Below are 19320 nucleotides of genomic sequence, written 5' to 3'. Positions count from 1 at the left end.
CGGGCGTATCGATCAGGCCGGGAACGGCACCGCGCGCAGCAGCGCGGCGATCACGTCATCGGCACTCTTGTGCTCGGCCTCGGCGGCGAAGGACAGCAGCAGGCGATGGCGCATCACCGGCGCGGCCAGTGCCTGCACATCCTCGCGGGTCGCGGCGAAGCGGCCCTGCAGCAGCGCACGCGCCTTGGCGGCCAGCACCAGCGATTGCCCGGCGCGCGGGCCGGCGCCCCATTTGATCCAGTTGTTCACCTCGGCCGGGGCGCCCTCGCCGGGGCGGCTGGCGCGGACCAGTCGGGTGATCCAGCTGAGCAGGTCGGGGCTGACATGCACCTCGCGCACCGCCGCCTGCAACGCCAGTACCGCATCGCTGTCCATCACCTTGGGCACCACGCCGCTGTGGCTGCCGGTGGTCTGGGCGAGGATGTCGCGCTCCTCGGTTTCGCTGGGGTAATCCACCCGCACGTGCAGCAGGAAGCGGTCCAGCTGGGCTTCCGGCAGCGGATAGGTGCCGGCCTGCTCGATCGGGTTCTGCGTGGCCAGCACGAAGAACGGCGCCGGCAGCGCGTAGGTGGTGCCGGCATAGCTGACGGTGCGCTCCTGCATCGCTTCCAGCAGCGCGGCCTGGGTCTTGGGTGGGGTGCGGTTGAGCTCGTCGGCCAGCAGCAGGTTGGTGAACACCGGCCCTTGCTGGAAGCGGAACGCGCGCTTGCCGGTGCCGTGGTCTTCTTCCAGCAGCTCGGTGCCGAGGATGTCGCTGGGCATCAGGTCGGGGGTGAACTGCACACGCCGGAACTGCAGCTCCAGCGCCTGGCCGAGCGAGCGCACCAGCAGCGTCTTGCCCAGGCCGGGGGCCCCTTCGAGCAGGCAGTGGCCGCCGGCCAGCAGGCCGATCAGCAGGTGTTCGACCACCTCGTGCTGGCCGACCACGGCCTGTGCGAGCGCGCTGCGCAGCGTGTCCAGACGCGGCAGCAGGGAGTCCAGATCGGTAGCGGTCATGCGGTCACCAGTGGGGTCAGTGCGTGAGTGCGTACATCACGATGTTCACGGCGAACTTCGTGTTGTCTTCGGCCAGGAAGCGTTTGTTGCGCCAGTCGTAGTCCCATTCGCAGCCGTAGTCCTTGTTGCTGTAGAGCACGCCGAGCCGGCCATCGATCTCGATCCCTTTCAGGTAGTCGTGGACCAGGTCGTCGCCCCAGCCGTTGAGCTCGAAGCCGGTGGCGGGTGGACCCTCGGGAAACCTGAAGAAGCTGTTGTACAGCGCATGGCTGTTGGGCAGCTTCTTCAGCGCGTTGGCACCGAAGATGCTGCGCATCTGCGCCTCGAACGAGGTGGCGAACAGGCCGTCGATGTCGTGGTTGCAGTCATCGACGAAGACGAAGCCGCCATTGCGCACGTAGCGTTCGAAGTTGCGGCGTTCGTCCGGATTGAACTCGACCAGCTTGTGTCCGGCCAGATAGCAGAACGGGGCGGCCAGCATCTTCGGATCGGCCAGCGCGATGACGTGTTCCTTCGGATCCACGCGCAGCGTGGTGTAGTCCACCAGCGAGGTGAGCAGGTTGGATGGCATGCGCGCATCCACATCCCAGTCGCCGGAGTCGTACTTCAATCGGGTGAACCAGAAGTCGTAACGGCTGGCCTGGGCTTCAGCCCGCCAAGGCAAGGCCGCTGCCACCGTGCCGCCCAGCAGCAGGTGGAGGAATTGCGCTCGCGTTAGGCCTGACTGTGACAAAGCGGAACTGTTCTCTTGGGCCCTTCGCTGCCACATGAAGTTGTGCAGGAAGGTTGGTAAGTAAGGTTGGAGCAGGTTGCAGCGATTGGGCAACGACCCTCAGTGGAAGAGTGGCAGTCACCTGCCGCCGCGCATCCTGCGTTGATTCTCCCAATCCTTGCGCGCCGCAATCTCTCCGATCGTGACCTTCCGGCGGGGAAGGACGCTGCTCGCAACAGCTGCGGCGATCGCTATGAAGATGCAAACCACGGCTGCAGCAGCGATCAGCAGCAGGAAGAATGGGAAGAACGCAAGTCCCATGGAGAGAAGCATGAAGTCATCGAACTGCTTATTGGAAACGTCAGGGAGAAACTGGACTGCGATAGCGATTTCCGCTGTCAGGACTACGAGGAAAATCAAAACTGCAAGACACCAGCGTCTGAAGCTGCTCATTCTGCCTCCCGGTTCTCTCGCGATGTCTGGCAGTTATGCCAGACATCGCCCGTGGAAGCAGCTGCCGTCCGCGCTTACACCGCGTCCGACAACGAGGTGAAGGTGAAGTCGCGCAGCTTCATCGGCGGGATCATCATCACCAGGCTGGACTCGTCACCGGCCACGCGCACCGGCTTGCCCAGCTCCTCGATGTTGTTGAGCATGATCACCGGCGACTCGTTGAAGCGGAAGTTCTTCACCGGATATTTGATCTGGCCGTTCTCGATGTAGAACGTGCCGTCGCGGGTCAGCCCGGTCAGCAGCACGGTCTGCGGATCGACCATGCGGATGTACCAGGTGCGGGTGACCAGGATGCCCTTCTGCGTGCCCTTGACCAGCTCGGCGGTGGACTTGTCGCCACCGGCCATCAGCAGGTTGCCCGGCCGCGCGTTGGCGGTCTTGCCCTGCTTCTGCGCCCAGTAGCGCGAATAGTTGAGGTTGGCGATCCTGCCCTTGTCGATGATCGCCAGCTTCTCGCGCGGCATGCCTTCGCCATCCCACGGCAGCACCGGCGCGTCCGGGTGCCACGGATCGGCGAGCATGGTCACACGCGGGTCGTAGACCTGTTCGCCGAGCTTGTTGCCACCGCCCTTCCTGGACAGGAAGCTGCGGCCTTCGTCGGCCGCGCGCGCGTCGAAGAAATTCATCATGAAGCTGATCAGGCCGGCGGCGGCGGCCGGCTCCAGGATCACCGTGTACTTGCCCGGCTCCAGCGCCTTTGCCTCGGCCGATTCGATCGCCTTGCGCTTGGCGATCTCGATCTCCTGGCTGGCCCTGAAATCGGCCGCGTCCTTGAGGTTGCGCCCGACCCAGCCCGAGCCACGGCCGTCCTCGGTGCGCACGGTGCAGGTGTAGTTGAAGCTGGTCGCCTGCTGGTAGCCGAAATTGCCGTTGCTGTTGGCGGTGGCGATGAAGCTGTTGCCATCCTCCAGGAAGCCGGCGGCGACCAGGCCGTTGCCGCGGCAGGGCGTGATCGAATCGGCGGCCACCTGGGCGCGGAACTCCGGATCGATCGCGGCGGTGGAGGCGCTGAAGGTCGGGCTGGGTGTGTACTGCTGTTTGCCGATGGCCGGCATGAACTCCGGGTTCTCCGGTGCCAGGCGGGCCAGGTCCTCGGCGCGGCGCACCACGCGCTCCAGCGAGGCGTCGTCGAACTCGTTGATCGAGGCGGTGCCCACGCGCTTGCCGAAAGCGACCTGCACGGCCAGTTCGGCATTGCTGACGATGCCGCTGGTGGAGACGTTGTTCAGCGCGAAGCGGATGTTGCCATCGACCGAGCCGGCCAGCGTGGCGGTGCATTCATCGGCCTTGGACAGCGCGATGACCTTGTCCAAGATGGCCTTGGCTTCCTGTTCGGTGAAGATGCTCATGGTTCAGGGGCTCCTTACCGGTCAGCCGAGGCTGCGGGCGGTGTTGATGACGTTGATGCCGTTGAAACGGGCGGTGGAAGAACCGTGCGAAACCGCCGAGACCTGGCCCGGCTGGCCCTTGCCGTCGAAGAACGAACCGCCCAGGCGGTAGTCGCGTTCATCGGCCACGGCCACGCAGGCGTTCCAGAACTCCGGCGTGCGGATCTGGTAGGCCACGTCTTCGAGCATGCCGGTGATCTGGCCGTTCCTGATCTCGTAGAACAGCTGGCCGCCGAACTGCGCGTTGTAGCGCTGCTGGTCGATCGAGAACGAGCCGTCGCCGATGATGTAGATGCCGTTCTCCACGTCCTTGACCAGCTCGGCCACCGACAGCGGGGTCTTGCCCGGCGCCATCGACACGTTGGCCATGCGCTGGAACTGCACCGAGGACCACGAATCGGCATAGCAGCAGCCGTCCGATTCGGTCTTGCCCATGATGTGGGCTTGGTCGCGGATGGTCTGGTAGTCCACCAGCTTGCCGTCGGTGATCAGGTTCCAGCGCTTGGTCTTGACGCCTTCATCGTCGTAGCCGACCGCGCCCAGCGAACCGGGCTGGGTCTTGTCGGCGAACATGGTGACCTTGTCGCTGCCGTACTGGAAACGCTGTTCGCGCTTGTCCAGCGTGGCGAAGCTGGTGCCGGCGTAATTGGCTTCGTAGCCGAGCACGCGGTCCAGCTCCAGCGGGTGGCCGACCGCTTCGTGGATGGTCAGCCAGGTGTGCGACGGATCGAGCACGAGGTCGTATTTGCCCGGTTTCACCGACGGCGCCTTGAGCTTCTCCTGCGCCTGCTTGGCCGCGGCGATGGCGTCCTCGCGCATGTCGTAGGACTGGCCGTAGACCACCACGCCATTGGGCAGCACGGTCTTGCTGGAGGCGTCGCCGTCAAGGTATTCGAAGCCCAGGCCCATCGGCGAGGACAGCCCGGCGCGGGTGCGGAACTTGCCGCTGCTCTTGTCGATGGCGGTGACCGTCATCGGCGCCCAGATCCGGTGCACGTCCTGGTCGATGTAGGAGCCGTCGGTGGAGGCGAAGTATTTCTGCTCGTTGACCAGGAACAGCATCGAGTTGACGAAGCTGGCACCGGCCTCCATGGCGGCGGCATTCACCCCCAACAGCAGGTCGGCCTTGTCCTTGAGCGGCACTTCCATCGCGTTCTTCCGGATCGGGGTCTTCCACGACACCTCGCCATACCCCGGCGCCTTGGCCAGCTGCACCGGCGCGGTCTGCACCCGGGCATTGGCCCGGGCGATGGCCGCGGCCTGCTGCGCGGCCTTGACCACACCGGCCGGGGACAGGTCATTGGTCGCGGCAAAGCCCCAGGCGCCGTTGACGATCACGCGGATGCCGGTGCCGGTGGACTCGGTGTTGACCACGTTCTGCACCTTGTCCTCGCGGGTGATCACGAACTGGCGCAGGTAGCGGCCGATGCGCACGTCGCAGTAGGTAGCGCCGGCGGCGCGGGCGGCGTTCAGCGCATCATCGGCCAGGCGCTTCTTCAGCGCCGGGTCGAGCACGGTGAGCAGCTGTTCGGCGGCGATGGCCTTGCCGAAGATCGACGGCAGCATCAGGCCGCCTGCGGTAAGCCCGGTCAGGGCGAGGAAGTCACGTCTTTGCAAGGCTGCTCTCCAAGGGACACGGCCCGCGCGGCGGGCGTTACGGCAACAAACGACGATGGCTTCGCGGTGCTCTGCGAACGGTTCGATTTTTGCGGGGACCTCGCTGCAGCGGTAGTGACTTTCGACATGCACCCCGGTTACGAGTGCGCATTTGCCGCCATTCCCCGCCGGTTTGCGTGGACTCCGCTCAGCCCAGGCTGCGGGCGGTGTTGATGATGTTGATCCCGTCAAAGCGGGTGGTGGCCGAACCGTGCGAGACCGCCGACACCTGCGAGGGCTGGCCCTTGCCGTCGAAGAACGAGCCGCCCAGACGGAAGTCGCGTTCATCGCAGATCGCGCTGCAGGCGTTCCAGAATTCCGGCGTGCGGATCTGGTAGGCGGCGTCTTCGACCATGCCGGTGATCTGGCCATTTTTGATCTGGTAGTACAGCTGGCCGCCGAACTGCGCGTTGTAACGCTGCTGGTCGATCGAGTAGGAGCCGCGGCCGTGGATGTAGATGCCGTTCTCCACGTCCTTGACCATCTGCGCCGGGGTCAGCGGGGTCTTGCCCGGCGCCAGCGAGACGTTGGCCATGCGCTGGAACTGCACGCTCTTCCACGAATCGGCGTAGCTGCAGCCGTGCGAGGCGTTCTCACCGAGGATGTGCACCTCGTCGCGGGTGGCCATGTAGTTGACCAGCTTGCCGTCGGTGACCAGATCCCAGCGCCGGGTCTTGACCCCTTCATCATCGTAGCCGACCGCGCCCAGCGAGCCGGGCTGGGTCTTGTCGGCGAAGAAATTGACGATGTCGCTGCCGTACTGGAAACGCTGCTCACGCTTGTCCAGGGTGGCGAAACTGGTGCCGGCGTAGTTGGCTTCGTAGCCGAGCACGCGGTCCAGCTCCAGCGGATGGCCGACGTTCTCGTGGATGGTCAAAAACAGGTTGGACGGGTCCAGTACCAGGTCGTACTTGCCCGGTTTGACCGACGGTGCGCTGAGCTTGGCACGCGCCTGCCGGGCCGCGGCAATGGCGTCTTCGACCGGATCGTAGGAGGCGCCGTAGCCGATCACCTCGCCGGGCAGCGGATGCTTGTCGGCGGCATTGCCATCGAGGAACTCCCAGCCGCGACCGGCCGGCGCCGACAGCCCGGCGCGGGTGCGGAATTTGCCGCTGGCCTTGTCGATGGCGGTGGCGGTGAACGGCAGCCAGATGCGGTGCACGTCCTGGTCGATCCACGAACCGTCGGACGAGGCGAAATACTTCTGTTCGTTGACCAGGAACAGCTGCGAGTTGATGAAATCGGCGCCGGCGTTGATCGCCGCGGCGTTGATCGACAGCAGCAGCTCCACCTTGTCCTTGACCGGTACCGCCATCGCGTTGCGGACGATCGGCGTCTTCCATTGCACCTCGCCCACCCCCGGCGTCGGCGCCAGTTGCACCGGCCGGCTCTGGATCTTCGCATTGGCACGGGCAATGGCGCTGGCCTGGGCCACCGCGGTGGCCACGCCCTGCGCGCTGGACTGGTTGCTGGCGGCGAAGCCCCAGGCACCATTGACCAGCACGCGGATGCCGACCCCGGCCGATTCGCTGTTGGTGACGTTCTGCACCTTGTCTTCGCGGGTGACGATGGCCTGGTTGAGATAGCGGCCGATGCGCACGTCGCAGTAGCTGGCGCCGCCGCGCCTGGCCAGTGCCAGCACGGTGTCGGCCAGGGCCTTCTTCTTGGCCACGTCCGCCGGTGCGAGCAGCTCCTCGGCGGCGATCAGGCGGGCGTTGGGCAGCAGCATCCCGGCAAGGCCGAGGCCGGAAAGGCTGAGGAACTGGCGGCGTTGCATGGCAGGCGGGGCTCCGGGGCAGCGATGCCGGGCATCGCACAGGACTTCCGAATCTGGGCTGCCATGCAGTCCGGACACAAGTGACCATGGTCATGCGTGGCCGAAACCGGCACTGCGGCACAATCGGATCTGCTTTCCAGATCCCCCACCGTGATGATCCCCAAACCCTACGCCGAATCCTGCGAGCGCAACCGCGCGCCGATCCTGTCGGTGCTGCAGCGCTATCTGGGCGATGCCCGCCAGGTACTGGAGATTGGCAGCGGCACGGGCCAGCACGCGGTGCATTTCGCCGCGGCGCTGCCGTGGCTGCGCTGGCAGGCCAGTGACCATGCCGATCACCTGCCCGGTATCCGGCAGTGGCTGGAGGAGGCGGCGTTGCCGAACACGCCGCCCCCGTTCGCGCTGCAGGCGGTGGCCGGTGCATCGCCAGGATTGCAGCCGCTCCCCCCGGGGCCGGAGGACCGGTGCTTCGATGCGGTGTTCACCGCCAACACGCTGCACATCATGGGCTGGGACAACGTGCAGGCGCTGTTCGCCGGTCTGCCGGCGCTGATGGCGCCTGCCGCGCTGTTCATCGCCTACGGACCGTTCAATTACGGCGGCGCTTTCACCAGTGACAGCAACCGCGCCTTCGATGGCTGGTTGAAGGCGCGCGATGCGCGCTCGGGCATCCGCGACTTCGAGGCGGTCGATGCGCTGGCGCAGGCCCAGGGAATGCGGCTGTTGGAGGATGTGGCAATGCCGGCCAACAACCGGCTGCTGGTGTGGCAACGCCTGCAGCGCTGAAGGCGGGCTAGGATGCGATCACTTCTGGCGAGGATGGGGGCGTGGTGAAGCACGGACGTAACTGGTGGTTGGTGATGGCGCTGGGCGTCGCGCCCTGGTGGGTGCAGGCACAGCAGCACGATGCCCCGCGCAGCGACCCGCGGCAGGCGGCGATGCAGGTGCAGCCCCGCTATCCGGGCGTGATCGAACTGGAGGTGGATGCCAGCGACATCGGTCGCCGCATCCAGCGCGTGCGCCAGCGCATTCCGGTAGTGCCCGGCCCGCTGCGACTGTGGTATCCGCAGTGGATTCCCGGTAACCACGCGCCGACCGGACCGATCAACCAGATGGCCGGGCTCATCATCCGTGGCAACGGTCAGCCGCTGCAGTGGACGCGCGATTCCGGCGACATGTACGCCTTCGGGCTGCAGGTGCCGGAGGGGGTGAGCATGCTGGAGATCGAGTTCCAGTATCTGTCGCCGACCGCTGCCGACCAGGGCCGGGTGGCGATGACACCCAATCTGCTGGATCTGCAATGGCACCGGGTGGTGCTGTATCCGGCCGGGGTGGATGCGCGGGGCATCCAGATCAAGCCGTCCTTGCGCCTGCCGGCGGGCTGGCAAAGCGGCAGCGCGCTGGAGCTGGTGCGCCGTGACGGCGACACCGAGCACTACGCAACGCTGCCGTTGATGACGCTGATCGATTCGCCGGTGTTCGCCGGTCGCCATTTCAGGCGGTTCGCACTGGATGACAGCGCCCGGCAGCCGGTGTGGCTGGAGGTGGTGGCGGAGAATCCGCAGGCGCTGCAGGCCGATGCCACGGTGTTGGAGGCGCATCGCGCGCTGGTGCGCGAGGCCGATGCGGTCTTCGGCTCGCGCCCTTACAGCCGCTACAACTTCCTGCTGGCGGTATCGGACGTGTTCAGCGGCATCGGTCTGGAGCATGCGCAGTCCAGCGAGAACGGCATGCACGACGGCTACCTGCGCGGCGAGCGCCCGTTCCTCGACAACGACCTGCTGCCACACGAGTATGCCCATGCGTGGATAGGCAAGGCCTGGCGGCCGCGGCCGACCTGGGTGCCGCACTACAACGCGCCGATGCACAACGACGAGTTGTGGATGTACGAAGGCCAGACCCAGTACTGGGCGGTGGTCCTGGCCGCACGCGCCGGGCTGTGGAAGCCGGACTACGCGCTGGGCATGCTGGCGCAGCTGCAGGCCAACTACGCCATCCAGCCGGGCCGGCAATGGCGCGACCTGCACGACACCGTGCATCAGGGCATCCTCGACTTCAATTCAAAGCCGCAGGCCTGGGCCGACTGGCAGCGTGCGTTCGAGTTCTACAACGAGAGCACGCTGCTATGGCTGGGCGTGGATGCGCGGCTGCGCAGCCTGTCGAAAGGCAAAGCCACGCTGGATGATTTCGCCCGGCGTTTCCACCAGGGCGGTACGCCGGGCGAGATCCGCCTGTACGACCGCGCCGACGTGATGCAGGCACTGGAAGCGGTGCAACCCGGCAACTGGGATGCGTTCATCGGCCAACGGCTGCAAGCCCGCGATGGCCGGGCGCCGGATGGTCTGGAGGCCGCGGGCTGGGAGGTGTATTTCAGCGATCTGCCGAATCCGGTGATCGCCGATGGCGAGGCCGACGGGCTCACCGATCTGCAGTATTCGCTGGGAATGAAGGTCGGCAGCGATGGCGTGCTGCAATCGGTAGGCTGGGAAAGTGCCGCATTCAAGGCCGGTCTGGCCAAGGACATGACGCTGCTGGCGGTCAACGGGCTGGCCTACAGCGGTGCGCGTCTGAAGCAGGCGGTAACCGATGCCAAGGACGGCGCGCCGGTCGAGCTGATCGTGCGCCAGGCCGACAGCTTTCGCACCGTGCGCATCGACTATCGCGAGGGCCTGCGCTATCCGCATCTGCGTCGTATCGCCGGAACGCCGGATCTGCTGACGAAGATTCTTGCGCCGCGACGCTGATCTTCGATCTTAAAAACAACAACGCCCCGCATTGCGGGGCGTTGTTGGTCAGGCAGCGTCGCCGCGTCTTAGCTGGCGTGCACGATATGCAGCGCCTTCGGGTTACGCCAGGTTGCCAGCAGCGTGGCTTCGCGGGCCTTGGCCTCGTGCAGGTGTGCTTCCTTGACGTGGCCGTAGCCTCGGATGTGCTCGGGGATGCTGGCGATCTCCACCGCCAATGACAGCCGACGCGCATCCAGCGAGCCGATCAGTTCCTGCAGGGTCTTCTCGTAGTCACTGATCAGCTGGCGTTCGCCGCGGCGTTCTTCGGTGTAACCGAACACGTCGAAGCGGCCGCCGCGCAGGAACTTCAGCTTGGCCAGCAGGCCGAAGGCCTTGAACATCCACGGCCCGTATTCCTTCTTCTGCAGCTGGCCGTGTTCGTCGCGCTTGGCGAACAGCGGCGGGGCCAGATGGAAACGAACCTGGTAGTCGCCTTCGAACTTCTCTGCCACACGCTTGGCGAAGTCGCCACTGGTGTACAGCCGGGCCACTTCGTATTCGTCCTTGTAGGCCATCAGCTTGAAGAAGTAGCGCGCGGTGGCTTCGCTCAAGGCGGTGCTGCCGGGAATGGCCCGCTGCTCGGCGCTGCGCACCGCCTCCACCAGGGTGCGGTAGCGGTTGGCGTAGGCGGCGTCCTGGTAGTCGGTGAGGAAGCTGCTGCGGCGGGCGATCAGTTCGTCCAGCGAGCGCGACAGGCGGGTGTCGTCCAGCGGGGCGAAGCTGGCTTCACCACGGGTCGGGCTGGCGGCCGGCAGGCCACGCACATCCGGCTCGTTTTCCGGGTTGCGCGGTGCCGACGGGGCGCCGGCTTCGCTGCCTTCCCAATCGCCCGGCGGCAGTTCGCGCAGTGCATGCGGCTTGCGCTCGGCCTCGGTCGGCGCGTTGTGGATCAGGCCGGCAGCCTGCTGCACGGCCTGCGGATCGATCGCGGCCAGCCGGCCCCAGGCGAACGCGGTCTGGTTCATGGCCACGGCGGCGCCGTTGAGTTCCACCGCGCGCATCAGCGATTCCAGCGACAGCGGCACCAGCCCCTGCTGCCAGGCGAAGCCGAGGATGAACAGGTTGGAGGCGATCGCGTCGCCGAGCAGCGCGGTGGCCAGCTGGGTGGCATCGAGCAGGATCGGGTCGCGACCGCCCAGTGCCAGCTTCACCCCGGCAATGATGTCGGCGGCCGGGAACTGCATGTCCGGGTGCGTGGTGAAGGTGCCGGGCATCGCTTCGTAGGTGTTCAACACCACCTGGGTGCGCTCGCCGCGCACCTTGGACAGCGCCCAGTAGTCGTTGACCACCACCATGTCGCAGCCCAGCACCAGGTCGGCCTCACCGGCGGCGATGCGCACGGCGTGGATGTCGGCCGGGCGGTTGGCGATGCGGATATGGGTGGTCACCGCGCCGCCCTTCTGCGCCAGACCGGTCTGGTCGAGCACGCTGGCGCCCTTGCCTTCGAGGTGGCCGGCCATGCCGAGCAGCGCGCCGATGGTCACCACGCCGGTGCCGCCGACGCCGGTGATCAGGATGTTCCAGGGCTGCGAGAAGTCAGTGCGGAAGGTCGGCGCCGGCAGGTTGTCGAGCAGGCTGGCGGCGCTGCTCTTGCTGCCCTTGCGCAGCTGGCCGCCGTGCACGGTGACGAAGCTCGGGCAGAAGCCCGTCGTGCAGGTGAAGTCCTTGTTGCAGTTGGACTGGTCGATATCGCGCTTGCGTCCGAACTCGGTTTCCTTCGGCAGTACCGACACGCAGAAGCTCTTCTCACCACAGTCACCGCAGCCTTCGCAGACCAGCGAGTTGATCATGGTGCGCTTGGCCGGGTCGACGATCTTGCCGCGCTTGCGGCGGCGGCGCTTCTCGGTGGCGCAGGTCTGCTCAAAGATCAGGATGCTGGTGCCCTTTACCGTGCGCAGCTGCTGCTGCACGGCATCGAGCTCGGCGCGATCGTGGAATTCCACATCACTCGGGAACTCGTGGCGGCGCGACTTCCACTTCTGGATGTCGTCGGACAGCAGCACGATGGTGTGCACGCCTTCGGCACGCATCTGGTGGGCGATCTGCGGCACGGTCAGGGTGCCGTCCACCGGCTGGCCGCCGGTCATCGCCACTGCATCGTTGTAGAGGATCTTGTAGGTAATGTTGACGCCCGCGGCGATGGCCTGGCGGATCGCCAGCGAGCCGCTGTGGAAATAGGTGCCGTCGCCGAGGTTCTGGAACACGTGCCCGGTGTCGGTGAACGCGGCTTGGCCGGCCCAGGTGACGCCTTCGCCGCCCATGTGGGTGAAGGTGTCGGTGTCGCGGTCCATCCACGTCACCATGTAGTGGCAACCGATGCCGGCCAGCGCACGCGAGCCTTCCGGCACCTTGGTCGAGGTGTTGTGCGGGCAGCCGGAGCAGTAGTGCGGCACGCGCGGGAACTGCGCGCGCGGCAGGGCCATCTCGGCTTCCTTGACGTCCATCCAGCGCAGGCGTTCTTCAATCGATTCGGTGTTGAAGAACCGCTGGATGCGACGACCGATCACGCCGGCAATCGTGGCCGGGGTCAGCTCGCCGGTGGACGGCAGGATCCACTGGCCCTGCTCGTCGTACTTGCCGACGATGGACGGGCGCGCCCCCCAGTTGGCCGGCCAGTTGTAGAAGTACTCCTTCATCTGCCGCTCGATGAAGGCCTTCTTCTCCTCCACCACGACGATGTCTTCCAGGCCGCGGGCGAACTCACCGATGCCCTGCGGCTCCAGCGGCCAGGTCATGCCCACCTTGTAGACGCGGATGCCGATGTCGGCGCAGGCCTTCTCGTCCAGGCCCAGGTATTCCAGCGCCTGCAGCACGTCCAGGTAGCTCTTGCCGGTGGTGACGATGCCCAGCCGCGCCTGCGGCGAATCCATCACCACCTTGTCGATGCCGTTGGCGCGGGCGAACGCCTGCGCGGCCTTCACCGCATAACGGTGCAGGCGCATTTCCTGTTCCAGCGGCGGGTCCGGCCAGCGGATGTTGAGCCCGGCGGCCGGCATCTCGAAATCTTCCGGCAGGAGGATCTGGCGGGCGAACGGGTTGACGTCCACCGACGCGGAGGACTCCACCGTCTCGGCAATGGTCTTGAAGCCGATCCAGCGGCCGGTGTAGCGGCTCATCGCCCAGCCGACCAGGCCCATGTCGAGGATGTCCTGCACACCGGCCGGGTTCAGCACCGGCATCATCGCGCTGACGAATTCCTCTTCGCTGCCGTGCGGCAGGGTGGAACTGCGGCAGGCGTGGTCGTCGGCGGCCAGCGCCAGCACGCCACCGTGCTTCGAGGTGCCGGCGGCATTGGCGTGTTTGAACACGTCACCGCAGCGGTCCACGCCCGGGCCCTTGCCGTACCACATGCCGAACACGCCATCGACGTTGGCGCCGGGGAACAGGTTGGTCTGCTGCGTCCCCCACACCATGGTCGCGCCCAGGTCCTCGTTGAGGCCGGGCACGAACTTCACCTTGGCCGCTTCCAGGTGCTTGCGCGCGCGCCACAGCTCCAGGTCGAAGCCACCCAGCGGCGAGCCGCGGTAGCCGCTGACGAAGCCGCCGGTGTTCAGCCCGGCGGCGGCATCGCGCTGCTGCTGCATCAGCGGCAGGCGTACCAGTGCCTGGACCCCGCTCAGATAGATGCGGCCGTCGGTGCGCGTGTACTTGTGTTCCAGGGTGTAATCGGAATCACGCACGCCGATCAGGGGATCGTTGGCGGAAGCTGGCGAGGTAAGTTCGGCGGTGCTGGTCATGGCTGGCCCATTGCAGGAACGGCTGGCGGCGGAGGCCTTCACACAGGCTCCCGGCAGCCGGCAAGTGTAGCAGTGCGGTTTTCCCCGCCGCCGGTGTTGCAGTCGCACATGGGCAGCCGTGCAGGTTAGGATCGGGGGCAGGGTGGGGGACAACCGAGATACGGGGGAGCAAGTGATGGGGATGACAATGCGCCTGGCAGCGGGAGTGCTGCTGGCCGGTTTTTTGCTTTCGACGGCGCAGGCGCAAAGCCTGCCCAAGATTGCCGAGTTCTACTTCGATGAAGACGTGGCCGCCAAGCCGCTCCAGGCGTTGCCGGCCGATCAGCCCGGGCTGGTGGACCAGCTGATGAAACTGCGTGAGCGCGGGCGCAAGGCCGTCGAAGCCAGCGTGCAGCTTGCCTCCATCGCCTATGCCGAAGGCCGCAGTGAACTGGCGAACAAGCTGTACGGCGAAGCGCTGGGTGCGGTGGGCGATACCTCCGCGCAGGCGCGTGCCATCCGCTGGAATCACGCGTGGGATCTGTACCGGCAGGGTGATGCCGAAGCGGCCCTGGCGCTGTGGGCTGCCGCCGCCGAAGGCACCCGCGGGAACGCGGCCTGGGTGCCGCCGACACTGGCGTTGGCGCTGTGGAAGCTCGACCGCAAGGACGAGGCGGTCAGCTGGTTCGCCGCCGCGGTGCGTACCGAGCCGGAGCAGTGGAACGATGTCTCACGCTTTGCCCAGTTGCTGCCCCACTGGCAGGACGGCGAGCGCGCGCAGCTGGCCGAAGTGCAGCAGGCCTGGGCGGCCAGTCCACCGGCCTGGCCCTGAGCCGCGTGCTGTCCGGGTGACCCGTTGCCGCGGACACCGCGCGGTAACCCAGCGCAGCGTCCCTGCCCGGGACAGGGCGTCGGGCACGCAGGAATGAGCGGGCAGGGCGAGCGCTTCGTCCGAGCCTGCTCGGATGCCGGTTCCCTCACCGATATCGTCAGTGCATGCTTGTGCCATGGCCTTTGATGCTTTCGCACTGATCCTGGCCATGCTCGCGTTGGGCATGGTTTTCGCAAGGTTGCGCACCTTTCCCGACAACGCCGCCGACACGCTCAACAAGGTCGTGCTGTATGTGTGCCTGCCGGCGGCGGTGCTGACCTATGTGCCGCGGTTGCAGCTGGATACCGCGCTGCTCGGCCTGATGCTCACACCCTGGGTGTTGATGGGGTTGACGCTGGCGCTGGTCAGCCTAGCCACCCGGCTGTTCGGCTTCGAACGGCAGGTGCATGCGGTGCTGCTGCTGTGCGTGGCGTTGTGCAACTCCAGCTTCATCGGCTACCCGATGGTGCGCGCGCTGCTGGGTGATCACGCCTTGCCGTATGCGGTGGTCTACGACCAGTTCGGCACCTTCGTGCTGCTGTCCACGTTCGGGCTGTATGTGCTGGCGCGTTACAGCGGCGATGCGCCACCGGGCGGACGTGCGATCGTGCTGCGGATCCTGAAGTTCCCGCCGCTGTGGGCACTGGGGTTCGCGCTGGTGCTGATGCCGGCCAGTCCGCCGGCCTGGATCGCATTGGCGTTGAAGAACCTGGCTGATGCGATGCTGCCGCTGGTGATGCTGGCCGTCGGCTTGACCATCCAGCTGCGGCTGACGCGCGCTGAACTTGCGCCGTTGGGGGTGGGGCTGCTGCTCAAGCTGGTGGTGCTGCCGGCGGCGGCCCTGCCGCTGTCGTGGGCCTTTGGATTGCAGGGCGAGATGTTGCGGGTCAACGTGCTGGAAACCGCCATGCCGACCATGATCACCGCGGCCGCGCTGGCGATCTCGCACCGGCTGGCGCCGCGACTGGCCGCCGCGCTGGTCGGTTACGGCATCGTGCTGTCGCTTGTCACCTTGCCGGTCTGGGTGTGGGTGTTGCACCGGGTTTCCTGATACAACGTGTCTGGGAGCCGCTACCGCTCCCTCCACTTCCAGGAAGGAGTTGGCTGATGAAGGGCAACAAAGCGTTCTTCCTCTTGTTTGGCACGTTGCTGTCGGTCCCCGGTCTGGCTGGCGGATCAACGTCTCCCGAACCTACCGTCGAGTCGGGGGCGAACGACTTTCACGCACCGATGCTGCAGAAAGCGCAGGAGCTGGCAGCCAGCGGGCAGCCACTGGCGTTGCTGGTAGCATCACGCTTGGCCTTGCCGACCGAGCTGTCGGCGCAGCCACATTCATCGTCCGTTCCCCGCCAGAGTGATGCTTGGCTGGAGCAGGCCATCCGCGAGGGCAGCGAGCAGCCTGTGATAGCGCGCGCGGCGGTGAGCCGTTGCATCAGCGCGGGACAGTGCGACATCCCCCTGGCGATTCGTACACTGAAAACGCAGGAAGCCGATGAAGCAGTTGCACAGCTGCTTTTGTGGCGCATGGCCGTGGCTTTGGGCGATACCGAGGAGGCGTCGCTGGCATGGACGCGCGCGACCCAAGCGACCCGCTTTGTTGATGAATATGCCGAAGGACTGGACATGCTCGATCGCATGACCCGCGGCATGCGCATTCCAGTGCACTCCACGGCGGTGCAGACCGATCCGGAACAGGCGCGCCTGATCATGGTGTATGCCTTGGCCTCGGCCTTCTCCATGACAGCGCTGGGTGAGGTGCAGCAGCAATGTCCAGCACCCGCCGACGCTACGCGCAGCGAGGGATGTCGAAACCTCCTGACGTTGCTGGCCGGCAGCAATGCGCTGCTGGCCAGCAGCTATGGAAGCGCAAGGATGCAGGTATATGCCCGGGATGCGACTGAGCGTGAATACTGGCAGCAACGCCGGCGCGAAGTGGCCTGGATCTCCGGGCAGGCGCTGGGTTTGCTGTCGCACCAGGCCGATGGCGGTACCGTGGCGGAAATGCAGCAGTACCTGCGCTGGAACGTGGTATCGGGCGAATTGGGTGCGATGCGGCAACTGTTGGCGGCGAACGATATCCCGCCAACGCCGCCGCTGAACTGGCAGCCGGAAAAGGTTCTCTAAGGCCTCACCCGCCTGCGGGGGAGGCGGCAGGGCCTCAATCCGCCGACACCGTGCGTTCGCGTGCCCACGCGCGCAGCGCCTGCACCGGTTCGGCCATCAGCACCGACAGCGGCCTTGTGCTGCGGATCTCGGCCATCAGCAGTTCGGTGTCCAGCGGCTTCTGCTCGGCGTGGGCGGCGTACAGGCCGGCGACGATGGCCTGCTCGATTTCGGCACCGGAGAAGCCTTCGCTGGCTGCGGCCAGGGCCGGCAGCGCGAAATTCCCGACAACGAGGCCGCGCTTGCCCAGGTGCAGGCGCAGCAGCTCCACGCGGGTGTCCGGCGAGGGCAGGTCGACAAAGAAGATCTCGTCGAAACGGCCCTTGCGCAGCAGCTCGGCCGGCAGTTCCTGTACCTGGTTGGCGGTGGCGACGATGAACACCGGCGCCTTGCGCTCGGCCATCCAGGTCAGCAGATAGCCCAGGACGCGGCGTGACACACCGCCGTCCTCGCCGTTGCTGGCAAGCCCTTTTTCGATCTCGTCGATCCACAGCACGCACGGCGCCAGCTGCTCGGCCGAGGCCAGCGCATCGCGCAGGTTCTTTTCGGTTTCGCCGTGGTACTTGTTGTAGAGCATGCCGAAGTCCAGCCGCAGCAACGGCACGCCGAACCCGGTGGCGGTGGCCTTGGCCAGCATCGACTTGCCGCAGCCCTGCACGCCCAGCAGCAGCATGCCCCTGGGCGGGTCCAGTCCGGGCGGTGCAGTGCCGGCGACGAACACCGCGCGGCGCTGCGCGATCCAGCGTTTCAGCCGGGCCGCGCCGGCGACGTCGCCGAACCGCGCGCTGTCGTATTCATAGTGCAGGTGGCCGCTGCGGTTGAGCAGCTCGAACTTCAGCTTGGCCAGTTGCGGCAGGTCGTTGGGTCCCAGCGCGCCGTCGTCGTAGATCAGCTGGCGGGCGATGCGGCGGGCATCGGGCAGGCTCAGGCCCTGCAGGTTGCGTAGGATCTGCCGCACCGCGTCCTGGTCCACCTCCACGCGCCGGCCGCCGTGCTCGCCGGCATAGGCGCCGGCTTCCTCGCGCAGCATCTTCAACAACGCGTTGGCATCGGGCAGGCGCGGGTTGAAGCGGGTTGCCAGCGCCTCCAGTTCGGCCGGCAGTTCGACCTTGCTGCCGACTAGCACCAGCACATGCGGCTGGCTGTGCCGGCGCTGCACGATGTCGCGCAGCAGCCGTTGATGGCTGGCGTAACCCAGGTAGGGATGGATGTCGAGCAGCAGGTAGATACCGCGCTGGTCGGCGTCCTGGATCATCCGCAACACCGCGCTGGCATCGGGGGGACCGATGGCATCGTCCTCGCGGTCCATGTCGATGCGGCGCAGGCCTTCGGTGATCGACCAGCGGTACAGGGCGCGCCACACCTGCATCAGCGCCTGCCGGAACAGCTCCACGATCCGTGCTTCGTCCTGGGTCTGGATGACGATCAGCGGCGTGTTGGCGCGGATCAGTGCGGTGAGGTCCTGCAGCTCGCTCATGGTGGTTCCATCCCGGGGCGCACACGATAGCAAAGCCGGACCGGGCCGCTGGCCGACGTTCCTGATCCGGTGACTACCGTTGGCAATGCGCCGCGGTGTACGCTGCGGACAAGTCCCGCGCAAAACGAGGCGTGCATGAAGACGATCTTGGTAGCCGGCTCCAAAGGCGGTGTCGGCAAGACCACCATCGCCACCCATCTGGCCGCGCAATCGGCGTTGGCCGGCACTGCCACGGTGATCGCCGACGCCGACCCGCAGGGCTCCAGCACCCGCTGGGCGCAGCGCCGCTCGGTGGTCGACAGCGCCGTGCTGCCGGTGGACGTGTACCGCAAGAAGCACTGGGAAAAACGCATTCCCGATGGCACCGGGCAGGTGATCATCGATGCGCCCGCCGGCGCGTATGCCGAGGATCTGGAGCAGTTCCTCGACGTGGCCGATGCGGTGGTGGTGCCGGTGCTGCCCTCGGCGCTGGATATCGAGGCGATCGTCGGCTTTCTGAACAGTCTGGCCAAGATCCCGCGCGTGCATTCGCGCGCGCTGCCCGTGGGGCTGGTGCTCAACCGCACCAAGCCATGGACGCAGACCTCGCAGCAGGCCCAACAGATGTTGGCGCAATGGCCGTATGAAGTGGTCGCGCAGCTGCGCGACAGCCAGAGTTACGTGGTGATGGTCGGGCTCGGGCGCAGCCTGTTCGACTATCACTCCGCCCAGGTACGCGAGCACCAGCACGACTGGGCGCCACTGCTCAAATGGTTGAACAAGGTCTGACAGGAGTATTCCCCGACCATGCGTGAACTGATCCTGCTGCGACATGCCCACGCCGAACCGGCGGCCACCGGCCAGGCCGATATCGACCGTCCCCTTTCCCCGCATGGCCTGGCCGAAGCCGAAGCCGCCGGGCGCTGGTTGCTGGAACACAAGCTGACCCCGGACCGGGTGCTGTGCTCACCGGCGCGACGCACGCGCGAGACGCTCGAAGCGGTGCTGGAACGGACCGGCTACGTCGAACAGCGCCTGGACGAGCGCATTTACGACGCGGTCCCCGGCACGCTGGCCGCGCTGGCCGATGAGCACCGTGAAGTGGAGCGCCTGCTGATCGTCGGCCACAACCCGGGGCTGGAGCAGCTGGTGGCACTGATGCACAGCGGCCAGTCCGGCGACTACCGCGGCATGCCGCCGGCGGCGGTGGCGGTGTTGTCCTTGCCGATGGAGGCGGCGATCGAGCCGGGTATCGCCCGGCTGACCGCGTTCTGGTGGCCGTAACC

At 66.5% G+C, this 19320-nt stretch carries 15 protein-coding genes; 7 read left to right on the top strand and 8 right to left on the bottom strand.

The features are described 5' to 3' along the window. Positions 1-12 precede the first annotated feature (12 nt). From ACVOMC_RS12245 to ACVOMC_RS12220, 6 genes are all read right to left on the bottom strand, one after another. Positions 13-996 carry an AAA family ATPase gene (locus tag ACVOMC_RS12245; protein ID WP_481524169.1) on the bottom strand — a complete coding sequence of 328 codons (984 nt, stop codon included), beginning with the start codon at positions 994-996 and terminating at the stop codon, positions 13-15. Between the two features lie 16 nt (positions 997-1012). Beyond that, the gene (locus ACVOMC_RS12240; protein ID WP_481524208.1) at positions 1013-1687 is read right to left on the bottom strand and encodes a DUF4159 domain-containing protein; all 675 of its coding nucleotides are present in this window, start codon (positions 1685-1687) and stop codon (positions 1013-1015) included. Positions 1688-1846: 159 nt separating this feature from the next. Beyond that, positions 1847-2161: a hypothetical protein gene (locus tag ACVOMC_RS12235; RefSeq protein ID WP_481524168.1), complete on the bottom strand. Its 315-nt coding sequence runs from the start codon at positions 2159-2161 to the stop codon at positions 1847-1849. Positions 2162-2235: 74 nt separating this feature from the next. Then, positions 2236-3570 (bottom strand): TldD/PmbA family protein, encoded by a 1335-nt coding sequence (locus ACVOMC_RS12230; protein ID WP_481524167.1) that lies wholly within the window; start codon positions 3568-3570, stop codon positions 2236-2238. 21 nt (positions 3571-3591) lie between these two features. Next, on the bottom strand, positions 3592-5226 hold the full coding sequence (locus ACVOMC_RS12225; protein WP_481524166.1) for a TldD/PmbA family protein: 1635 nt from the start codon (positions 5224-5226) through the stop codon (positions 3592-3594). Between the two features lie 187 nt (positions 5227-5413). Further along, positions 5414-7042 carry a TldD/PmbA family protein gene (locus ACVOMC_RS12220; RefSeq protein WP_481524165.1) on the bottom strand — a complete coding sequence of 543 codons (1629 nt, stop codon included), beginning with the start codon at positions 7040-7042 and terminating at the stop codon, positions 5414-5416. A gap of 156 nt (positions 7043-7198) precedes the next feature. Between ACVOMC_RS12220 and ACVOMC_RS12215 the strand changes: the two genes are divergently transcribed. Both ACVOMC_RS12215 and ACVOMC_RS12210 read left to right on the top strand, forming a co-directional pair. Further along, the gene (locus tag ACVOMC_RS12215) at positions 7199-7828 is read left to right on the top strand and encodes a DUF938 domain-containing protein (protein WP_481524207.1); all 630 of its coding nucleotides are present in this window, start codon (positions 7199-7201) and stop codon (positions 7826-7828) included. 44 nt (positions 7829-7872) lie between these two features. After that, positions 7873-9786, top strand: coding sequence for a M61 family metallopeptidase (locus tag ACVOMC_RS12210; RefSeq protein ID WP_481524164.1), 1914 nt, complete (start codon positions 7873-7875; stop codon positions 9784-9786). Positions 9787-9854: 68 nt separating this feature from the next. Here ACVOMC_RS12210 and ACVOMC_RS12205 read toward each other — a convergent pair whose 3' ends face one another. Continuing rightward, the gene (locus ACVOMC_RS12205) at positions 9855-13565 is read right to left on the bottom strand and encodes an indolepyruvate ferredoxin oxidoreductase family protein (protein ID WP_481524163.1); all 3711 of its coding nucleotides are present in this window, start codon (positions 13563-13565) and stop codon (positions 9855-9857) included. A gap of 175 nt (positions 13566-13740) precedes the next feature. Between ACVOMC_RS12205 and ACVOMC_RS12200 the strand changes: the two genes are divergently transcribed. From ACVOMC_RS12200 to ACVOMC_RS12190, 3 genes are all read left to right on the top strand, one after another. Next, entirely contained in the window at positions 13741-14376 is a 636-nt protein-coding gene (locus tag ACVOMC_RS12200; protein WP_481524162.1) for a tetratricopeptide repeat protein, read from the top strand. A gap of 175 nt (positions 14377-14551) precedes the next feature. Further along, entirely contained in the window at positions 14552-15466 is a 915-nt protein-coding gene (locus ACVOMC_RS12195; protein ID WP_054660235.1) for an AEC family transporter, read from the top strand. Positions 15467-15522: 56 nt separating this feature from the next. After that, complete coding sequence (locus tag ACVOMC_RS12190; protein ID WP_481524161.1) at positions 15523-16539, top strand: hypothetical protein; 1017 nt, start codon at positions 15523-15525, stop codon at positions 16537-16539. 34 nt (positions 16540-16573) lie between these two features. Here ACVOMC_RS12190 and ACVOMC_RS12185 read toward each other — a convergent pair whose 3' ends face one another. Continuing rightward, positions 16574-18055 carry an AAA family ATPase gene (locus ACVOMC_RS12185; RefSeq protein WP_481524160.1) on the bottom strand — a complete coding sequence of 494 codons (1482 nt, stop codon included), beginning with the start codon at positions 18053-18055 and terminating at the stop codon, positions 16574-16576. 135 nt (positions 18056-18190) lie between these two features. On the opposite strand from ACVOMC_RS12185, the gene ACVOMC_RS12180 reads away from it, so the two are divergent. Continuing rightward, the gene (locus tag ACVOMC_RS12180) at positions 18191-18823 is read left to right on the top strand and encodes a nucleotide-binding protein (RefSeq protein WP_481524159.1); all 633 of its coding nucleotides are present in this window, start codon (positions 18191-18193) and stop codon (positions 18821-18823) included. 18 nt (positions 18824-18841) lie between these two features. Then, positions 18842-19318 (top strand): SixA phosphatase family protein, encoded by a 477-nt coding sequence (locus tag ACVOMC_RS12175; RefSeq protein ID WP_054660137.1) that lies wholly within the window; start codon positions 18842-18844, stop codon positions 19316-19318. Positions 19319-19320 lie beyond the last annotated feature (2 nt).

It is taken from the genome of Stenotrophomonas sp. STEN014, from assembly GCF_056760315.1.
The sequence above is the reverse complement of the archived record's forward strand: the minus strand, read 5'-3'. Positions and strand labels throughout refer to the sequence as shown.